The organism is Pseudomonas frederiksbergensis (assembly GCF_001952935.1).
Lineage (GTDB): Bacteria > Pseudomonadota > Gammaproteobacteria > Pseudomonadales > Pseudomonadaceae > Aquipseudomonas > Aquipseudomonas frederiksbergensis.
The window spans coordinates 2526497-2541002 of the sequence record NZ_CP018319.1; the positions used below are offsets into that span (position 1 = coordinate 2526497).

The 14506-nt window shown below is 58.2% G+C and carries 14 protein-coding genes and 1 pseudogene; 4 read left to right on the plus strand and 11 right to left on the minus strand.

Annotated features, from left to right (window positions below; translation table 11 throughout):
• Positions 1–107 precede the first annotated feature (107 nt).
• Together phoR and phoB are read right to left on the minus strand one after the other, a co-directional pair.
• On the minus strand, positions 108–1394 hold the full coding sequence (phoR, locus tag PFAS1_RS11610; protein ID WP_232252249.1) for a phosphate regulon sensor histidine kinase PhoR: 1287 nt from the start codon (positions 1392–1394) through the stop codon (positions 108–110).
• Between the two features lie 81 nt (positions 1395–1475).
• Positions 1476–2165, minus strand: a complete 690-nt coding sequence (gene phoB / locus PFAS1_RS11615) for a phosphate regulon transcriptional regulator PhoB (protein ID WP_046045002.1) — start codon at positions 2163–2165, stop codon at positions 1476–1478.
• 152 nt (positions 2166–2317) lie between these two features.
• On the opposite strand from phoB, the gene PFAS1_RS11620 reads away from it, so the two are divergent.
• A complete protein-coding gene (locus PFAS1_RS11620) occupies positions 2318–2704 on the plus strand; it encodes a COG4315 family predicted lipoprotein (RefSeq protein WP_076029254.1) in 387 nt (128 codons plus the stop codon).
• A 155-nt stretch (positions 2705–2859) separates the two neighbouring features.
• On the opposite strand, the gene ubiA is transcribed toward PFAS1_RS11620, so the two are convergent.
• Together ubiA and PFAS1_RS11630 are read right to left on the minus strand one after the other, a co-directional pair.
• Complete coding sequence (gene ubiA / locus PFAS1_RS11625; protein WP_076029255.1) at positions 2860–3750, minus strand: 4-hydroxybenzoate octaprenyltransferase; 891 nt, start codon at positions 3748–3750, stop codon at positions 2860–2862.
• Positions 3750–4313, minus strand: a complete 564-nt coding sequence (locus PFAS1_RS11630) for a chorismate--pyruvate lyase family protein (protein WP_076029256.1) — start codon at positions 4311–4313, stop codon at positions 3750–3752. Before PFAS1_RS11630 ends, ubiA begins: the two co-directional genes overlap by 1 nt.
• Before the next feature lie 200 nt (positions 4314–4513).
• Here PFAS1_RS11630 and PFAS1_RS11635 point away from each other — a divergent pair, with 200 nt between their 5' ends.
• From PFAS1_RS11635 to PFAS1_RS11645, 3 genes are all read left to right on the plus strand, one after another.
• Positions 4514–4681 carry a rubredoxin gene (locus PFAS1_RS11635; protein ID WP_074872076.1) on the plus strand — a complete coding sequence of 56 codons (168 nt, stop codon included), beginning with the start codon at positions 4514–4516 and terminating at the stop codon, positions 4679–4681.
• Positions 4682–4701: 20 nt separating this feature from the next.
• Complete coding sequence (locus PFAS1_RS11640) at positions 4702–5850, plus strand: NAD(P)/FAD-dependent oxidoreductase (RefSeq protein WP_076029257.1); 1149 nt, start codon at positions 4702–4704, stop codon at positions 5848–5850.
• A 192-nt stretch (positions 5851–6042) separates the two neighbouring features.
• Positions 6043–6318 (plus strand): HU family DNA-binding protein, encoded by a 276-nt coding sequence (locus tag PFAS1_RS11645; protein WP_003213368.1) that lies wholly within the window; start codon positions 6043–6045, stop codon positions 6316–6318.
• 89 nt (positions 6319–6407) lie between these two features.
• On the opposite strand, the gene PFAS1_RS11650 is transcribed toward PFAS1_RS11645, so the two are convergent.
• From PFAS1_RS11650 to PFAS1_RS11685, 7 genes and pseudogenes are all read right to left on the minus strand, one after another.
• The gene (locus tag PFAS1_RS11650) at positions 6408–6803 is read right to left on the minus strand and encodes a DUF6124 family protein (RefSeq protein WP_076029258.1); all 396 of its coding nucleotides are present in this window, start codon (positions 6801–6803) and stop codon (positions 6408–6410) included.
• A 473-nt stretch (positions 6804–7276) separates the two neighbouring features.
• The gene (locus PFAS1_RS11655; protein ID WP_076029259.1) at positions 7277–7711 is read right to left on the minus strand and encodes a tetratricopeptide repeat protein; all 435 of its coding nucleotides are present in this window, start codon (positions 7709–7711) and stop codon (positions 7277–7279) included.
• 35 nt (positions 7712–7746) lie between these two features.
• Positions 7747–8004, minus strand: a pseudogene (locus PFAS1_RS30390) (hypothetical protein); the annotation flags it as partial.
• Between the two features lie 195 nt (positions 8005–8199).
• Positions 8200–8733 carry an SMI1/KNR4 family protein gene (locus PFAS1_RS11665; protein WP_232252229.1) on the minus strand — a complete coding sequence of 178 codons (534 nt, stop codon included), beginning with the start codon at positions 8731–8733 and terminating at the stop codon, positions 8200–8202.
• A gap of 85 nt (positions 8734–8818) precedes the next feature.
• The gene (locus PFAS1_RS11670; protein WP_076029260.1) at positions 8819–9430 is read right to left on the minus strand and encodes an Imm43 family immunity protein; all 612 of its coding nucleotides are present in this window, start codon (positions 9428–9430) and stop codon (positions 8819–8821) included.
• A gap of 31 nt (positions 9431–9461) precedes the next feature.
• On the minus strand, positions 9462–10073 hold the full coding sequence (locus tag PFAS1_RS11675; RefSeq protein WP_076029261.1) for an imm11 family protein: 612 nt from the start codon (positions 10071–10073) through the stop codon (positions 9462–9464).
• Between the two features lie 11 nt (positions 10074–10084).
• Positions 10085–14500 carry an RHS repeat-associated core domain-containing protein gene (locus PFAS1_RS11685; RefSeq protein ID WP_083671737.1) on the minus strand — a complete coding sequence of 1472 codons (4416 nt, stop codon included), beginning with the start codon at positions 14498–14500 and terminating at the stop codon, positions 10085–10087.
• Between the last annotated feature and the right edge of the window lie 6 nt (positions 14501–14506).

Consider the following 14506-nt stretch of genomic DNA (forward strand, 5'->3'; position numbering starts at 1 on the left):
TTCCGTGTATTCGAAAGGAAAGAAAAAAGTGCGCCTGAAGGGCAGGCACAAGTCAGCCAATGTAGCGGCTGACCAAGTGATTGACTAGTGGCGCGTGCCGGCCGGTATCAGTCGGTGGTGCTGATGACCCGGGATTTGGTGACCTGGGCCGGCGCAAAATGGCAGGTAAACGTGCTGCCGTGGCCCGGTACACTGCTGATTTCCATCCGCGCGCGGTGGCGCAGCAGCACGTGTTTGACGATCGCCAGCCCGAGTCCCGTACCGCCAGTGTTGGAGTTGCGGCTGGAATCGACGCGGTAGAAGCGTTCGGTCAGGCGCGGCAGGTGTTTGCTGTCGATGCCGATGCCCGAGTCCTGCACGCTCAGGTGTGCGCCTTGCTCATCCCCCCACCAGCGAATGCGGATGTTGCCCTCGGCCGGGGTGTATTTCACCGCGTTGAACACCAAATTGGAAAATGCACTGCGCAACTCGGCTTCGCTGCCCTTGAGCAGAATCGTCGGGTCGGCTTCCAGGGTGATCTTCTGATTGCGCTGGGCGGACAGTTGCTGAGCGTCGCTCTTGATCGATTGCAGCAAGCCGTCGATGGCCACCGGCTGGTTGTCCGAGGGGTAATCGGTGGCTTCCAGTTTGGCCAACAGCAGCAAATCGTTAAGCAACGTCTGCATGCGCCCGCCTTGCTGCTGCATTTGTTGCAGGGCACGGGACCAGCGCGGGTTTACGTCCTCGACGTTGTCGAGCAGGGTTTCCAGATAACCGCAGATCACCGTCAACGGCGTGCGCAGTTCATGGGAGACGTTGGCGATGAAGTCTTTGCGCATCTGTTCCAGTTGATGGATGCGCGTCACGTCGCGCACCAGCATCAAGTGTTCGTTGTTGCCGTAGCGGGTGATGTACAGCTGAATGCGCAGGCGATCATTGATCGGTGAAGGGATTTCCAGCGGCTCGGCGTAGCTGTCCTGCTCGAAGTATTCCTTGAAGCGCGGATGACGCACGAGGTTGGTTACCGGTTGGCCGCTGTCTTGCGGGGTCTTGAGGCCGAGCAGGGTTTCGGCGGCGCGGTTCCACCATTCGAGGTTGCCGTCGCTGTCGAGCATGATCACCGCGTCTTTCAGCGCGGCAGTCGATTCCTGGACCCGGTCGATCACCGCTTGCAGGCGCCCGCGCACACGCTGATCGCGACGTTGCAGGTGATAGATGCTGTCGAATACTTCGCCCCACAGGCCATAGCCATCGGGCGGTGCTTCATCGGGTTTGTGCAGGCGCAGCCATTCGTGCAGACGCAGCAGTTGCTTGAGCGTCCAGGCCAGGTAAAGGCCCAGGCCCGCGGCGAGGCTCCAGCCGTAATAGCCGGTAATCAGGCCGATCACCAGGCAACCGGTCACCAGCAAAAGCATGTGGCGGATCAGGGTGCCATGCCAGTTTTGGTTCACTTGAACGCGCGTCCTTGTCAGCTTGTCGAGCGGGATAGATCCGGATCAGGCTTTGGTGGAGAACCGGTAACCGGTGCCGCGCACGGTTTGTACCAGATTTTCGTAAGCATCACCCAGGGCTTTGCGCAGGCGGCGGATGTGCACGTCGACGGTGCGCTCTTCGACATAAACGTTGCCACCCCAGACCTGGTCCAGCAACTGGCCACGGGTGTAGGCACGTTCCTGGTGGGTCATGAAGAATTGCAGCAGGCGGTATTCGGTGGGGCCCATCTCGGCGGGTTTGCCGTCGATGGTCACGCGGTGGCTGATCGGGTCCAGTAGCAGGCCGCCAACTTCGATTGGCGTTTCGCCATCGGTTGGCCCGGCACGGCGCAGCACGGCCTTCAGGCGCGCAACCAGCTCACGTGGGGAAAAAGGTTTGGTGATGTAGTCATCGGCGCCGACTTCCAGGCCCTGGATCTTGTTGTCCTCTTCGCCCTTGGCGGTGAGCATGATGATCGGGATGTCCCCGGTCAGCTCATCGCGCTTGAGACGTCGGGCCAGCTCGATGCCGGACGTGCCGGGCAGCATCCAGTCGAGCAGGATCAGGTCCGGCTTGCGGTCGACAATGATGGCGTGGGCCTGCTGCGAGTTCTCAGCCTCCATGCAGTCATAGCCGGCCATTTCCAACGCAACGGCGATCATTTCGCGAATGGGCGCTTCGTCGTCGACGATCAGAATGCTCCTGCCAACCATGCGTTAATCCTCTTGTCATTTAACTGTCTTGCGCCGCATTAGATAACGGAATTATTGCAGTCGTGTGACAGTATTTTAGTCGCCCGGCGATTGTCCTGATCCTGAACTAAGCTCTAAGTCCGAATCCTGACAACCACAAAAGGAAGGTTTTCATGAAGCACATCGCTCAATCCTGGAAGGCGCTGCTGGTCACTGCTGCGCTAATGATGCCGACAATGGCCTTCGCCGCAGACCCGGGCATGGTTAAAGACGGCATGTTGGTCGACCACAAGGGCATGACGTTGTACACCTTCGACAACGACACTGGCGGCAAGTCGGCGTGCACCGGCAAGTGCGCAGAAAACTGGCCCCCGCTCAAAGCCACCGCCGCCGACAAGGATGAAGGCAAGTGGACCATTATCACGCGTGACGATGGCACGAAGCAGTGGGCGTTCGACGGCAAGCCGCTGTACTACTTCGTTCAGGACAAGAAGCCTGGAGACATGACCGGCGACAAGAAAATGGACAAGTGGCACATCCTGCAAGGGCCGAAAATGTAACGAGTTCAATATCCGCAAACCTGCTGCCATTGGCGGGAGCAGGCTTTTGTGGCGAGGGAGCTTGCTCCCGTTCGGCTGCGAAGCAGTCGTCGCTTTCAGGGCCGCTTCGCGGCCCAGCGGGAGCAAGCTCCCTCGCCACAGGGCTTGGTGTTTCTTCAGCGGGTCGCGTAATCCAGTACGATCCCCACAAAAATCGCCAACCCGGCCCAGTGGTTGTGCAAAAACGCCTTGAAGCAACGCATCCGATCCTTGCCACGGGTGTACCAGAACTCCCACGCAAAACAGCCCGCCGCCGCCAGCAATCCCAAGTGGAACCAGCCACCGAGCTCGAATTTCGACCCGGCCAGCAGCAGGCAACCCAGTGCCAGCCCCTGCAGAATCAGAATGATCACCCGATCCGCTTCGCCAAACAGAATCGCCGTGGATTTCACGCCGATCTTTAAGTCGTCGTCGCGGTCAGTCATCGCGTAATAAGTGTCGTAGCCCACTGTCCACAGCAGGTTGGCGATCCACAGCAACCACGCCGCCGCCGGCAGTTCACCGGTTTCGGCGGTGAATGCCATCGGCATGCCCCAGGAAAACGCGGCGCCCAGCACCACTTGCGGGTAATAGGTGTAGCGCTTCATGAGCGGGTAAGTGAGGGCCAGTGCCAAACCGCCGAACGACAGCCAGACCGTTGCCGCATTGGTGCACAACACCAACAGGAAACTCACGCCCATCAGCAGCGCGAAGAACACCAGCGCTTCTTTGGAGCTGATCTTGCCGCTCACCAAGGGCCGCTGTTCGGTGCGTTTCACGTAACCGTCGACCTTGCGATCCGCCCAATCATTGATCACGCAACCGCCAGCGCGGGTCAGCACCACGCCCAGGACGAAAATCACGATATTGGCCAGCGACGGCGAACCTTTACCAGCAATCCACAGCGCCCACAGCGTCGGCCACAGCAGCAGATAAATGCCGATCGGTTTGTCCATACGGGTCAGCTGAATGAAATCCCAGGCCCGTGGATTCAAGCGATTCAGGGACTTGAGCAGGCTTTGGTACATCAGCAATTCTCCGGATGGGCGCGGGTGGCGTTCCACAAGGTCGGCAAGAAAATTTCGGCCACCAGCACGCTCAAGGCCCCGCGGTCGAAACGCGAACGGCGGCCCCACAGTTCCGGTGCTCGGGACTCCACCGGCAGCCACTCCTGAGGATAGTGACAAACCTCAATGGCGCGGCGTTGAAATGCCTGATCGCAAAACAGCAATTCGCCCAGGGATCGGCTGCCCAATTCGTCCATGTGCAGGCCGTCGCCCTGCAACGCACTGCGCGCCGCCACGCTGCGGGCAAACACCCAGGCTTCGCCGTGGCCGCGCAGATACACCTCGCGCACCCAGCCTTCGCTGCCTTCGGCCAGCTCCAGCGCGGCACATTCGTCGGCGCGCAGCGGTTGCCAGCCTTCGAAGAGTGGCGTGACGCTGAAGCCGTCATTCGACAGACGGATCAGCCGTCGAGTCAAAGAGCCTTCGTCGAACAACCAGTCGAGGGTAGACGTGTCGGGGAGGGGCGTCAGTTGGCTTCGAGGGAGCCAAAGCGGGGTCACGGCGGGGGATTTTGAGTGCGGCACAGTGAGTCATTATTGGCAGCAAATGAGGCGGCGAGCTTACCATGTCAGCCTGCGATTTTGATTGATCCGGCCGGCCATTGCGTCGAACAGGCTTGCATCTGCCGGGCCCGATCAGTACAAAACGCCCTGAGCCGGACGGCAGCGCTCCAACCATCGACCGTTCGCGCCGGCAAAAGCCTGAATCCTGAGGATGTACGTGAATGAAAAAGTGGCAATGTGTGGTCTGCGGCCTGATTTATAACGAAGCCGACGGCTGGCCGGATGACGGCATTGCGCCGGGCACCCAATGGCAAGACGTGCCGGAAGACTGGCTATGCCCGGACTGCGGCGTAGGCAAGATGGATTTCGAAATGATCGAAATCAACTAAGACTTTTAGAGGAGCAAGGAATGAACGCACCTGTCGTGATCGTCGGCACCGGGCTGGCTGGCTACAACCTGGCCCGGGAGTTTCGCAAACTCGATGGCGAAACCCCGCTGCTGCTGATTACGGCCGATGACGGACGCTCCTACTCCAAGCCGATGCTCTCCACCGGTTTCGGCAAAAACAAAGACGCTGACGGCCTGAGCATGGCCGAACCCGGTGCCATGGCTGAGCAGTTGAAGGCCGAAGTGCGCACGCACACGCGCATCAGCGGCATCGATCCTGGTCACAAGCGTCTGTGGATCGGGGAGGAAGCGGTGTTTTACCGTGACCTGATCCTCGCCTGGGGCGCGGAAACCGTGCGGGTGCCGATCGAAGGCAATGCGACTGACGCCGTTTTCCCGATCAACGACCTGGAAGACTACGCACGCTTTCGTGCCGCGGCGGCCGGCAAACGTCGGGTGTTGTTGCTCGGTGCTGGCCTGATCGGCTGCGAATTCGCCAACGACCTGATCCTTGGCGGCTACGAGGTGCAACTGGTTGCACCGTGCGAGCAGGTCATGCCGACCTTGTTGCACCCGGCAGCGGCCGCTGCGGTCCAGGCCGGACTGGAAAGCCTGGGCGCACGTTTCCACCTCGGGCCGGTGCTCAATCGTTTGCAGCGTGTTGAAGATGGACTGGAAGCACATCTATCCGATGGCCAGGTGATCCCTTGCGATGTGGTGGTGTCGGCCATTGGCCTGCGCCCGCGCATCGATCTGGCGGCTGCGGCCGGTGTGCAGGTCAATCGCGGCGTGGTGGTCGATCGTCAGCTGAAAACCTCTCACGCCAATATCTATGCCTTGGGCGACTGCGCCGAGGTCGATGGGCTGAATCTGTTGTACGTCATGCCCCTCATGAGCTGTGCGAGAGCGCTGGCCCAGACCCTCGCCGGAAACCCGACGGCGGTGAGCTATGGACCGATGCCCATCACCGTCAAAACGCCGGTCTGCCCATTGGTGGTTTCACCGCCACCACGGGGTTTGGAGGGCGTCTGGACAGTCGAAGGGCAGGGCGCGGACATCAAGGTCTTGTGCCGCGATGCCAGCGGCAAACTGCTGGGTTATGCCCTGACAGGCGCGGCGGTGATGGAAAAACTGGCCCTGAACAAAGAGCTTCCGGCACTGCTGGCGTAAATACCGGTCGTTCTGTCGGAATCACCCCTCTTTTGCCCTTACAAAGGTCGCGCCGAGACTGGCGCGGCTCTTCACTGCGTGCCATCCTCACTCCCGTCTGCCGCAGAGTAGAGCACCTGCGGCGCTTTGGGCGCTGTTCCAACGAGAACAGCACGGACATAACAACAAAAAACCGTCAAAGGGGCTTCACTAATGCGTAAACCAGAACTCGCCGCTGCAATTGCTGAAAAAGCAGACCTCACCAAAGAGCAGGCCAACCGCGTCCTCAACGCTGTTCTCGAAGAAATCACCGGCGCTCTGCACCGCAAGGACAGCGTCACGCTGGTGGGCTTCGGCACCTTCCTGCAACGCCATCGCGGTGCCCGCACCGGCAAAAACCCGCAAACCGGTGAGCCCGTCAAAATCAAGGCCAGCAACACTGTTGCGTTCAAGCCAGGCAAGTCGTTGAAAGACAGCGTTAATCCGTAATACGCACCGACTTCCCGCGTAGCGGGTTAGCGGGATAAAAAATGGGCACGCCAACCAGGTTGGGTGCCCATTTTTTTATGGGTGGCGGATTAGATGGCGCGGCTTTGTTGCTTGGCGAAGATCGCCGCTATCTCCGGTTCATCCAGATGATCCAGCATTCGCTCCACCAACAAATGCACCCCGTCAGCCATGCGGCTGAGCGCCAGGGCTACGGAGCGGCGTGAGCCGTCCACATCGTCGGCGAGGTTGGCGGCGATGGCGCTGATGGACAGCAAATCTTCCGAGGCATTGGCGAGAAGGGTTTCAGGGTTGATGCCCGGGCTGACGCTGAAGAGCTGACCATTGCGTCTGGGTGGTTTGGGGTCGGCTGGCGGGAAGTGATGGTCGAGGGCGCGCTCGGCGGCGTCGTTGAGTTTTTTTGAATTGGGACTTTCATATGGGGAGACCGGATCGGTGTCCGGTGGGTTGGGTGTAACTTTGAACATGATCTTCAATTCCTTGAGTGATGCTGACACCTCTTCGCCGACTAAACGAAGGGGGTGGCAGCTGTACGCAGGTTAGTCGGACCGGGGAATTGAAGAAGCCGGCGCACCCAAAGGTGCCCTACGCACAGCTACCATCAAATGCAGGTAGGAAATACCTGTCTGACGGACGCTTGAACAACTTCAATTACCAGCGGGCGACTAAACCCGACCACTGACGATCAGTGACACGAATCAAGTTACCGACCGGCCCCAAAGCGCACAAGCCGGCGGATTCTGGCGTAGCCGTAGGCAACGACGCAAGGTGTTGTAGCTTTCACGACGTTACCTACAAGGCTTTTAAACAAGCACTGTCAGGCATTGGCGTGGGACCGACTGGAAAACCATTTTTGATCAGGATTGGGGTTGCCTACGTAATCGTCAGGCAGAAGGTACCGTCGATCTCGGTGAATCGGTCCTAGAGCCCTCGGTCATGGTCAGGCTTTTTTATTTAAATAGAACTTCAGATATTTTTTTGGTCTTTCTTGAAAGGCTCGTGCCTTACCGAAGCTATAAGCATCGTCAAAGTATTTATAAGCCTGTGAATGATCTTCCAGTTCAAAGTAGACCATTCCCAAGTTGATCAACGGACCTGTATCGATATCTGACTCTCGGCCATCCAAGGTCTTTTGTGCCCAATCTTTAGCGGTCTCAAAGTCACCGTTGTCGAAGTGCAGGTTGAAAAAAGAACCTGTGACCCATGACGACAGAGGTGTCCATTCAAGTTTTGGCTCAGGAAGCAAGTCCCATGCTTTTTGGTACAAGGTTTGGGCTTCATCTTTTTTGTTTTGCACGTCGAGCTCATTGCCCGAGGCCATGATGGCCACTATTTCATCTGCCAGCGTGGGTTTTTTATCTGCTAAATCTTTCATATAACAATCCTTTCCTGATATATGGGGTCTTCAACCTCGCCGAGTGGGTAGCCGTTGGTGTCGTGCTCGGTTTTTTCGATGCGCCGGCCCAGCGGGTCGTAGGTCATCCTGACCACACTGCCGTTTTTGTTGCGCACTTCAATCAATCGACTCTCGGCGTCGTAACCTAAGCGCTACAGGTCCCGTTTAGCGCTGCGTTTTTCGATCATCCGGCCAGACGCGTCATAGCGGTAATGCTTATCCCGGTAGGTCAGCAGTTTGTTGTGCACCACCAGCCCGGCGCCATGCTTCGGGCTGCCCTACAGTTCGTGGCGAGGGAGCTTGCTCCCGCTCGGCGGCGCAGCCGTCGTAAACCGGCTGATGCGGTCTACCTGGAAGAATGTATCAACCCTTTTGGGGCGGCTGCGCCACCCAACGGGAGCAAGCTCCCTCGCCACAGGGGATCTGCGTTTCTAACCAAGTCCGCTACTTGTGCGGCATTGGCTCATTCACTTCTCGTCCAAATCTTCCTCATCGATCAGCCCTTGAACAAACCGAAGGAAATTCGAGCAGACCAGCTTTTCGGATTCAGCCTGATTTTCTTCAGGGCTTAGGTCACTATCAAAGCTGTCAGTGGTGAAGTAACTAACGGCCTCCGTATCAAGATTCAGGCAAAAGAAGTTACCACCCCAGTCGTTCGCGAAAGGCAGAAGGTGTGCAGGAAGTACCTGTTTTTTTAGCATCAACTGGTAGGTGGATAGCAGCGAGGAGTCGCCACCGGGAATTGGCTTGAATGCAGCCACTTCCAGTGGCTCGTCAAAATCTTCGCTGACCCAATAGGTCCGCTCCGGTACACCTCCGTTGTACTTGAGATAATGGTTTTTAAAGGGCGTCGGTAGCTTCTTACCAATGGCGCATTCCAGGTGATCCAGATCCGCTGGCGTAATGGCCGCCTCGTCATTCGAAAATGTGTTTTCGAGCATCATTAATCTCAGCGTTAATGGATCCTCACCGTTCTGATCCACTTTTTCATAAGGGATCAATGCAGCCGCCCTTGAGTCAATCGATTGGTTTGGTTTCGGTTAGTTGGATCTTGAAAAGGGTAATCACCTGCATGCTGAGTGAAACCTAGGCCCTATCTATTGAGCCGACCTTCTCCGTATCGACCACTTCTGCACCTACCAGATCTAGTTCTTTAAGCACAGTGGCGGCGTGAGGCGAAAGAAATACGAATCCAAGTAAAGTTATTTCATCGATACTAAAAAAATCGATGCTGACATTTTCTTTGATTGTCAGGCTGATGATATTTTTGATTTCGCCGCTCGCTCGAAAATTAATCTTCGACTGTGTCTGATCGATCACGTCCACAGGCTCCTTGTCTATTCGTTGCTGGCGCATAAAAAAATATTGGCGCTGTGCGACCGAAACGCCTTTTGGGTTGACAATCTCCAGTTCTGCGATCTCCCATCGGGAAGTCTTGAGGGTCTGGAAGACTTTCAGGAAGCGCTCACTGACAATATGCCCCTCAATGGCTGTGCAAAAGTCAAAGTCATAGCGCTTGTCCTTGGTAATCAGCACCAGCTTTTTCGGGAGGGGAGCGAGAGCTTCGTCGGGGCCCGCGTCGTGCCAGTCGGCATCCATCGCATCGTCATAGGCGCCAGGGCTGAACGACTCATGAATGACGCCATCAATGAAGGTGGGGCAGTTTTTGTCTTTCTTGAATGCAAGGGTATAGAACATGAAAGCCTCTTGTCTCATGAGGGCCAGAAGCCTAGGCCTGATTTTTATAAGGGACAAACGTGCGGTTGGCGATATAGAAACCCAAGCCTTTGTTGCTTTTGAATTTTTTCTCGATCATAGAATCGGCCAACTGCTGAGAGATCAGAAGGTCTCCTGACTCTGGCTCACGAGCGATTCCGCGCATGCCGGCAGCATCGTCCAGGAACCAGGTTTTAGTGAAATAGATGATCGATCCGTCATCATCCCGTTCAGCGGCAGATTGCCCTTGATCTATCGCGTTGACGGTATTGATTGCATTCACTATGAAAAAAGCTTCGTCGACCTCTTCCCCGTCTGCAATGACGACAGCAGGTTGAATGAGTTGAATGTCCTGAGCAGATTGATGGGTGAGAAAATCCGCAAGTCGCTCAGTGACTAATGGGACTCCCCCAAGTAGCCATAGGCAGTCATACGCAAGCAGCTTTTTTTTCTTGCACGGAAAATAGACCTTTGGCTTGTCCATATTCAATGGATAGGGTTTTCCCGCCAACAATGACAGGTAGTCAAAATTCGAACCGGCGGTTTCATAAGAACCGCTTTCGATGTCATACGAGCCGATCAGTTGTTCGCTGTAATAGGTAGGGGCTTTCCAACTTAAGATCATGCTTGATTTTCCTAATCGTAATAAGCGCCGGGACGGGCATTTTTGTTCAGTTGCCTCTCGCCGGAACGGAGTAGTTTGCGCTCATCGGAAACTATTTTATCCAGGGCCTTGCGATATTGCGCCTGGTTCCAGTTGTTCCGCTTGCCGGCTTTCTCTACTTGGGTCATTCGTCCGGCCAGGTTGTCGTTGACTCTGCCGGCGTGGCGTCCCTCATGGATTGATCGGCGTCCGTCGGTCATGGCGGTAGCCTTATTGGGTAGGAAAATTTTATTTTGTCTGCTTTGCAAGTCAAATCCAGCTAACTTGAGCAGCGGATGATTTTTGGTGCTGGCGTGTTTATCACTCAGTATGTGATGGTCCTGATAGCCCTGTTTTTTCAGCTTGTTGATTCGTTTGTTAATGGATGACGAGCAACTCCATCCCAACGGGTCCACCCACTCGAGTGGGTTGGCCGCATACAGATATAGATTGATTCCCCCTGCCAACCCAATCGGATCCGGCGTAGTAAACCGCCCCACATCCGGATCATAAAACCTGAACGTATTGAAATGCAGCCCCGTCTCCCGGTCCAGGTACTGCCCCTGAAACCGCAGGTTCTGCTCTTCGATGTAGTACGGCTCGCGCACCTCTTCTAACGTGTTGCCCCACACCCGATAAGTCGCCTGCCAGACGTTGTGGCCGTCCGCCTCGGTGAGTTGTTCCGGCAGGCCATTGAGGTCGTTGTGGTAGTAGCGGATTTTTTGCAGCGGGCCGGTGCCGTCGACCCGGGCCAGAGGTTCGTAGCCTTCGTCCTCGTAGAGGTAGAGGCTGGTCTGCTGATGGCGATGTTCCTGCAACAGGCGCAGGCCGTCCCAGGTGAAGCGGGTTTCGCCGAGTGGGTAGCCATTGGTGTCGTGCTCGGTTTTTTCGATGCGCCGACCCAGTGGGTCGTAGGTCATCCTGAGCACGCTGCCGTTTTCATTGCGCACTTCAATCAATCGGCTTTCGGCGTCGTAACCGAAGCGCTGCACGCCCCGTTTAGCGCTGCGTTTTTCGATCATCCGGCCGAAGGCGTCGTAGCGGTAACGTTTGTCCTGATAGGTCAGCAGTTTGTTGTGCACCACCAGCCCGGCGCCGGGTTGCGGGCTGTCCAGCAGGTTGGCGGCGGCGTCGTAGGCGAAGGTTTCGCGCTGGCCGTGCAGGCTGTCCTGGCTGGCGATGATGCGGCCGGTGGCGTCGTAGTGCAGCAGTTGGCGGTGTTGCGCGGCGGGTTGCTGGTCGAGTTTGCCGATCAGGTTGTCGGCGGGGTCGTACTCGAAATGTTTCTGCACGGCGGCCGGCATCAGCGATGGCTGGCTGGTGTGTCGGCGTTGGCGTGAGCGTAAACGCCCGCTGCGATCGTATTCGCTGCGGGTGCTGATCTGGCCTTGGGTGCGCAGCACTTCGCGGTGCAGGCGGTCGCGTTCGAAGTCGCTGATGACCTGGCCGTCGAGGTTGATCTGGTGCAGGTGGCCGCTGCCGTAGTACAGGCGATTGATCCAGCGGCCGTCGGGCAGTTGGGTCTGGATCAGGTTGCCGAGTTCGTCATAGTGATATTGCAGGCTGCCAGCCGCGCTTTGTTCTTCGAGCAACTGGCCGAGGGCGTCGTAAGCGAAGCTCAGGGTTTGTGCGTTGCCGTGGTGGTCGGTGAAGGTGACGGCGGTGAGCTGGTCCAGTGGGTCGTAGCTGTAGTCGGTGCGGCCATCGTCAGTGATTTTGGCGATCAGCCGGCCAACGGCATCGCGTTCCAGCCGATGAACGATGGGGACCAGGGGCGTCTCGGGGACGACGGCCAAGCCGTTGCCGTAAGGTGCCGGAACAGCCGTTATCGTCGCGACGTTATCCAACGGGTCATAGGCGTAGCGCTTGGCGCTGCCGTCGAGGTCTTGTTGTTCGGTCAGTCGATCGCCGGCGTCCCAGGCAAACCGATAACTCTCGCCGTTCTCATTGGTCAGCGCTTGCAGCCGCCCGTAGCTGTCATACGCGAATTGCACCTGCCGGCCGTGGGCGTCGGTGCGCTGACGCACCTGGCCGCGACGATTGTGTTGATAGAGCGTGGTGTGCCCGGCCGGGTCGGTATAACCGGTCAACTGGCCGCTGACGTCGCGCTGATACTGCTCGGTGCGGCCGTCCGGCAATTGGCTGCTGAGCAACCGCCCCTGGGCGTCGTAGCTGAATTGGGTGCGCTCGCCGAGGGCATCGGTGATGGTTTGCAGATTGCCCCGGTTGTCGTAGCTGAACCGCGTCGGATAACCCGAGCAATCGATGTGTTCGATCAATTGACCGAACGGGTTCCAACGCAGCTTTTTGCTTTTGCCGGTGGCATCGATGATCTCGACGACCTGACCGTGGGGGTCGTAGCGGTAGCGGGTGATGTGGCCCAGCGGATCGGTTTCGGCGATACAGTTGCCGCGCTGATCGTAGCGGTACTGCCAGCTGTTGCCGGCAGCGTCGGTTTGCACCAGCGGCAAGGCCCAGTGTTCGAGCCACAAGGTCGAATCGCTGCGGCCCAGCGGGTCGGTTTCGCCGATCAGGTTGCCGGCATCGTCGTAGCTGTATTCATAGCGACCGCCCTGTGGGTCGGTGGCGCTGAGCAATTGGCGCTCGTCGTTCCATTCGAACTGCCAGGTCTGGCCGAGGTTGTCGGTGTACTCGGTGATCTGGTGCTGGGCGTTCCAGCGGCGAGTACTGATGCGCTGTAAGCCGTCGGTGATGCGCGTGATACCGGCGGCGAGGTCATAGTCGAACTGGTAGGCGTCGCCGTCGTCGGTCCAGTGCCGGACCACGCGCCATTCTTTTTCCTCGATGCAAGCCCACTGATAAAAACAGCGAAGGCCTGTGGGCAACTGATGCTCAGTCATCCGCCGCTCACTGTCGTAAACGAAACGGCGCTGTATCTGGCCTGCGGTATCGCGCACTTCTGTCAGGTTGCCTGACGGATCGTAGCCATAACTCACCAGCACTTCGCGGTGTTGGTCAGGGTAGACCCGTTCCACCTGACTGACCCGTGTCTGAAGGTAGGTCAATTCCACCTGAACCAAGTCAAAGGTGTCGCGCAGTTTTACAAGGCGTCCGGTGGCGTCATAGTCGAGGTGAACCCGGTTGTCATTACGATCACCCAGCTGGCTAAGGCGCAGTGCCGATGAATTTCCAGGTGTTGCATCGAACAGTCGATACAGTCCGCTGTCGCTTTCAATCAACAACTGCCCATTGCGATGCCGTCGAACACTCAGCCCTTCGCCCGCGCTGAACACCGCACCACCCAGAGGGATCGAGCCCATGTCGATGCGCCGACCCTGTTCATCGGTGTAGACCAGCGTTTCACCACCCTCGGGGTGAGGCAGGATTTCAACCCGCACCTCATAGGACACACTCCAACCCGCGCCAAACAACCCATCGCGCCGCTCGTCACGGCTGTTGTAAAAGCGCTGCCAATCTATCGGCAGCACCCCCGGCAACACGAAATCCAACTCTTCATCACCACCCAGCACCTTGGCCCCGGTCGCCGCATGCACCGGGTTCGACGAGCCCATGGCGGCGTTGGCCATGGCGCCCATCGCGCTGCTGACGGCCATCGACGTCGCGCCACCGATCAGCATGCACGGCAATTTGCTGAAGAATTTGCCCTTGCCGCCCTTGAGCATCAGCAGCGCCGTGACCGCCAGCCCTACACCCGGGGTCTTGCCGCTGCGGATCTCGCGCACCACCACCGAACCGCCGCCAATGGTCACGTTGGAAGAGATCAGCCCGGACGATACGACCTTGGCATCGCAGGTGCTGCGATCGCCGCTGCGCACGGCGGGTTGGCCGTTGATGGTGACCTTGTCCGAGCCCTCGGCCAGAAACTGCGGCGGCATCGGCGGATGCTTCATGCAGACGAGCAGGTCCAGCGGCTTGGGCACCGCGCCGGGCGCCGGGGTGGCGACGGTGGGGCGCCACATCTGGGAGAAGAAGCTCTCGGCCATGTCGAGGTAACTGGCTTCGGCTTCCGGCTCGGGCATTTCCAGTTCGGTGCCGGCCGGCGCGACATGGGACGGGATTGCCCCGGCGGCCCGTGCGGCGGGAATGTTATTGGTGAGGGTGTTGGTGGAGCCGGTGAGAATGTTCGCCTGCACCGTGGGCGGAAACAGCGCGTTACTGAAGCTCTCGCACAAATTGCTCAGGCCCTTGTCGGCCCCGGTCTTGCTCATGGCAAGGCCGACGATCGTGCCCACCACCAGGCCAAGCACGACGCAACCCAGCCCCCCGGTGACGACCGTGATGCCCGTGGCCGCCACCACGGCAGCGGTAGCCAGTGCGGTGATCGCGATGTTGGCCGCGACCTCCAGCACGCCGCCGAGGATGTCGGCCATCATCGAGGTGTGGTCGAGCGCATCGCCCAGCCGGGCGGCCCAGAGTGCGTCAGGCATGCAGGG

Bases quoted from the DNA above. Each gene is read 5' to 3' on its own strand.
- phoR (WP_232252249.1), bottom strand. From the start codon at position 1,394: ATGCTTTTGCTGGTGACCGGTTGCCTGGTGATCGGCCTGATTACCGGC.
- phoB (WP_046045002.1), bottom strand. From the start codon at position 2,165: ATGGTTGGCAGGAGCATTCTGATCGTCGACGACGAAGCGCCCATTCGC.
- PFAS1_RS11620 (WP_076029254.1), top strand. From the start codon at position 2,318: ATGAAGCACATCGCTCAATCCTGGAAGGCGCTGCTGGTCACTGCTGCG.
- ubiA (WP_076029255.1), bottom strand. From the start codon at position 3,750: ATGTACCAAAGCCTGCTCAAGTCCCTGAATCGCTTGAATCCACGGGCC.
- PFAS1_RS11635 (WP_074872076.1), top strand. From the start codon at position 4,514: ATGAAAAAGTGGCAATGTGTGGTCTGCGGCCTGATTTATAACGAAGCC.
- PFAS1_RS11640 (WP_076029257.1), top strand. From the start codon at position 4,702: ATGAACGCACCTGTCGTGATCGTCGGCACCGGGCTGGCTGGCTACAAC.
- PFAS1_RS11645 (WP_003213368.1), top strand. From the start codon at position 6,043: ATGCGTAAACCAGAACTCGCCGCTGCAATTGCTGAAAAAGCAGACCTC.
- PFAS1_RS11650 (WP_076029258.1), bottom strand. From the start codon at position 6,803: ATGTTCAAAGTTACACCCAACCCACCGGACACCGATCCGGTCTCCCCA.
- PFAS1_RS11655 (WP_076029259.1), bottom strand. From the start codon at position 7,711: ATGAAAGATTTAGCAGATAAAAAACCCACGCTGGCAGATGAAATAGTG.
- PFAS1_RS11670 (WP_076029260.1), bottom strand. From the start codon at position 9,430: ATGTTCTATACCCTTGCATTCAAGAAAGACAAAAACTGCCCCACCTTC.
- PFAS1_RS11675 (WP_076029261.1), bottom strand. From the start codon at position 10,073: ATGATCTTAAGTTGGAAAGCCCCTACCTATTACAGCGAACAACTGATC.
- PFAS1_RS11685 (WP_083671737.1), bottom strand. From the start codon at position 14,500: ATGCCTGACGCACTCTGGGCCGCCCGGCTGGGCGATGCGCTCGACCAC.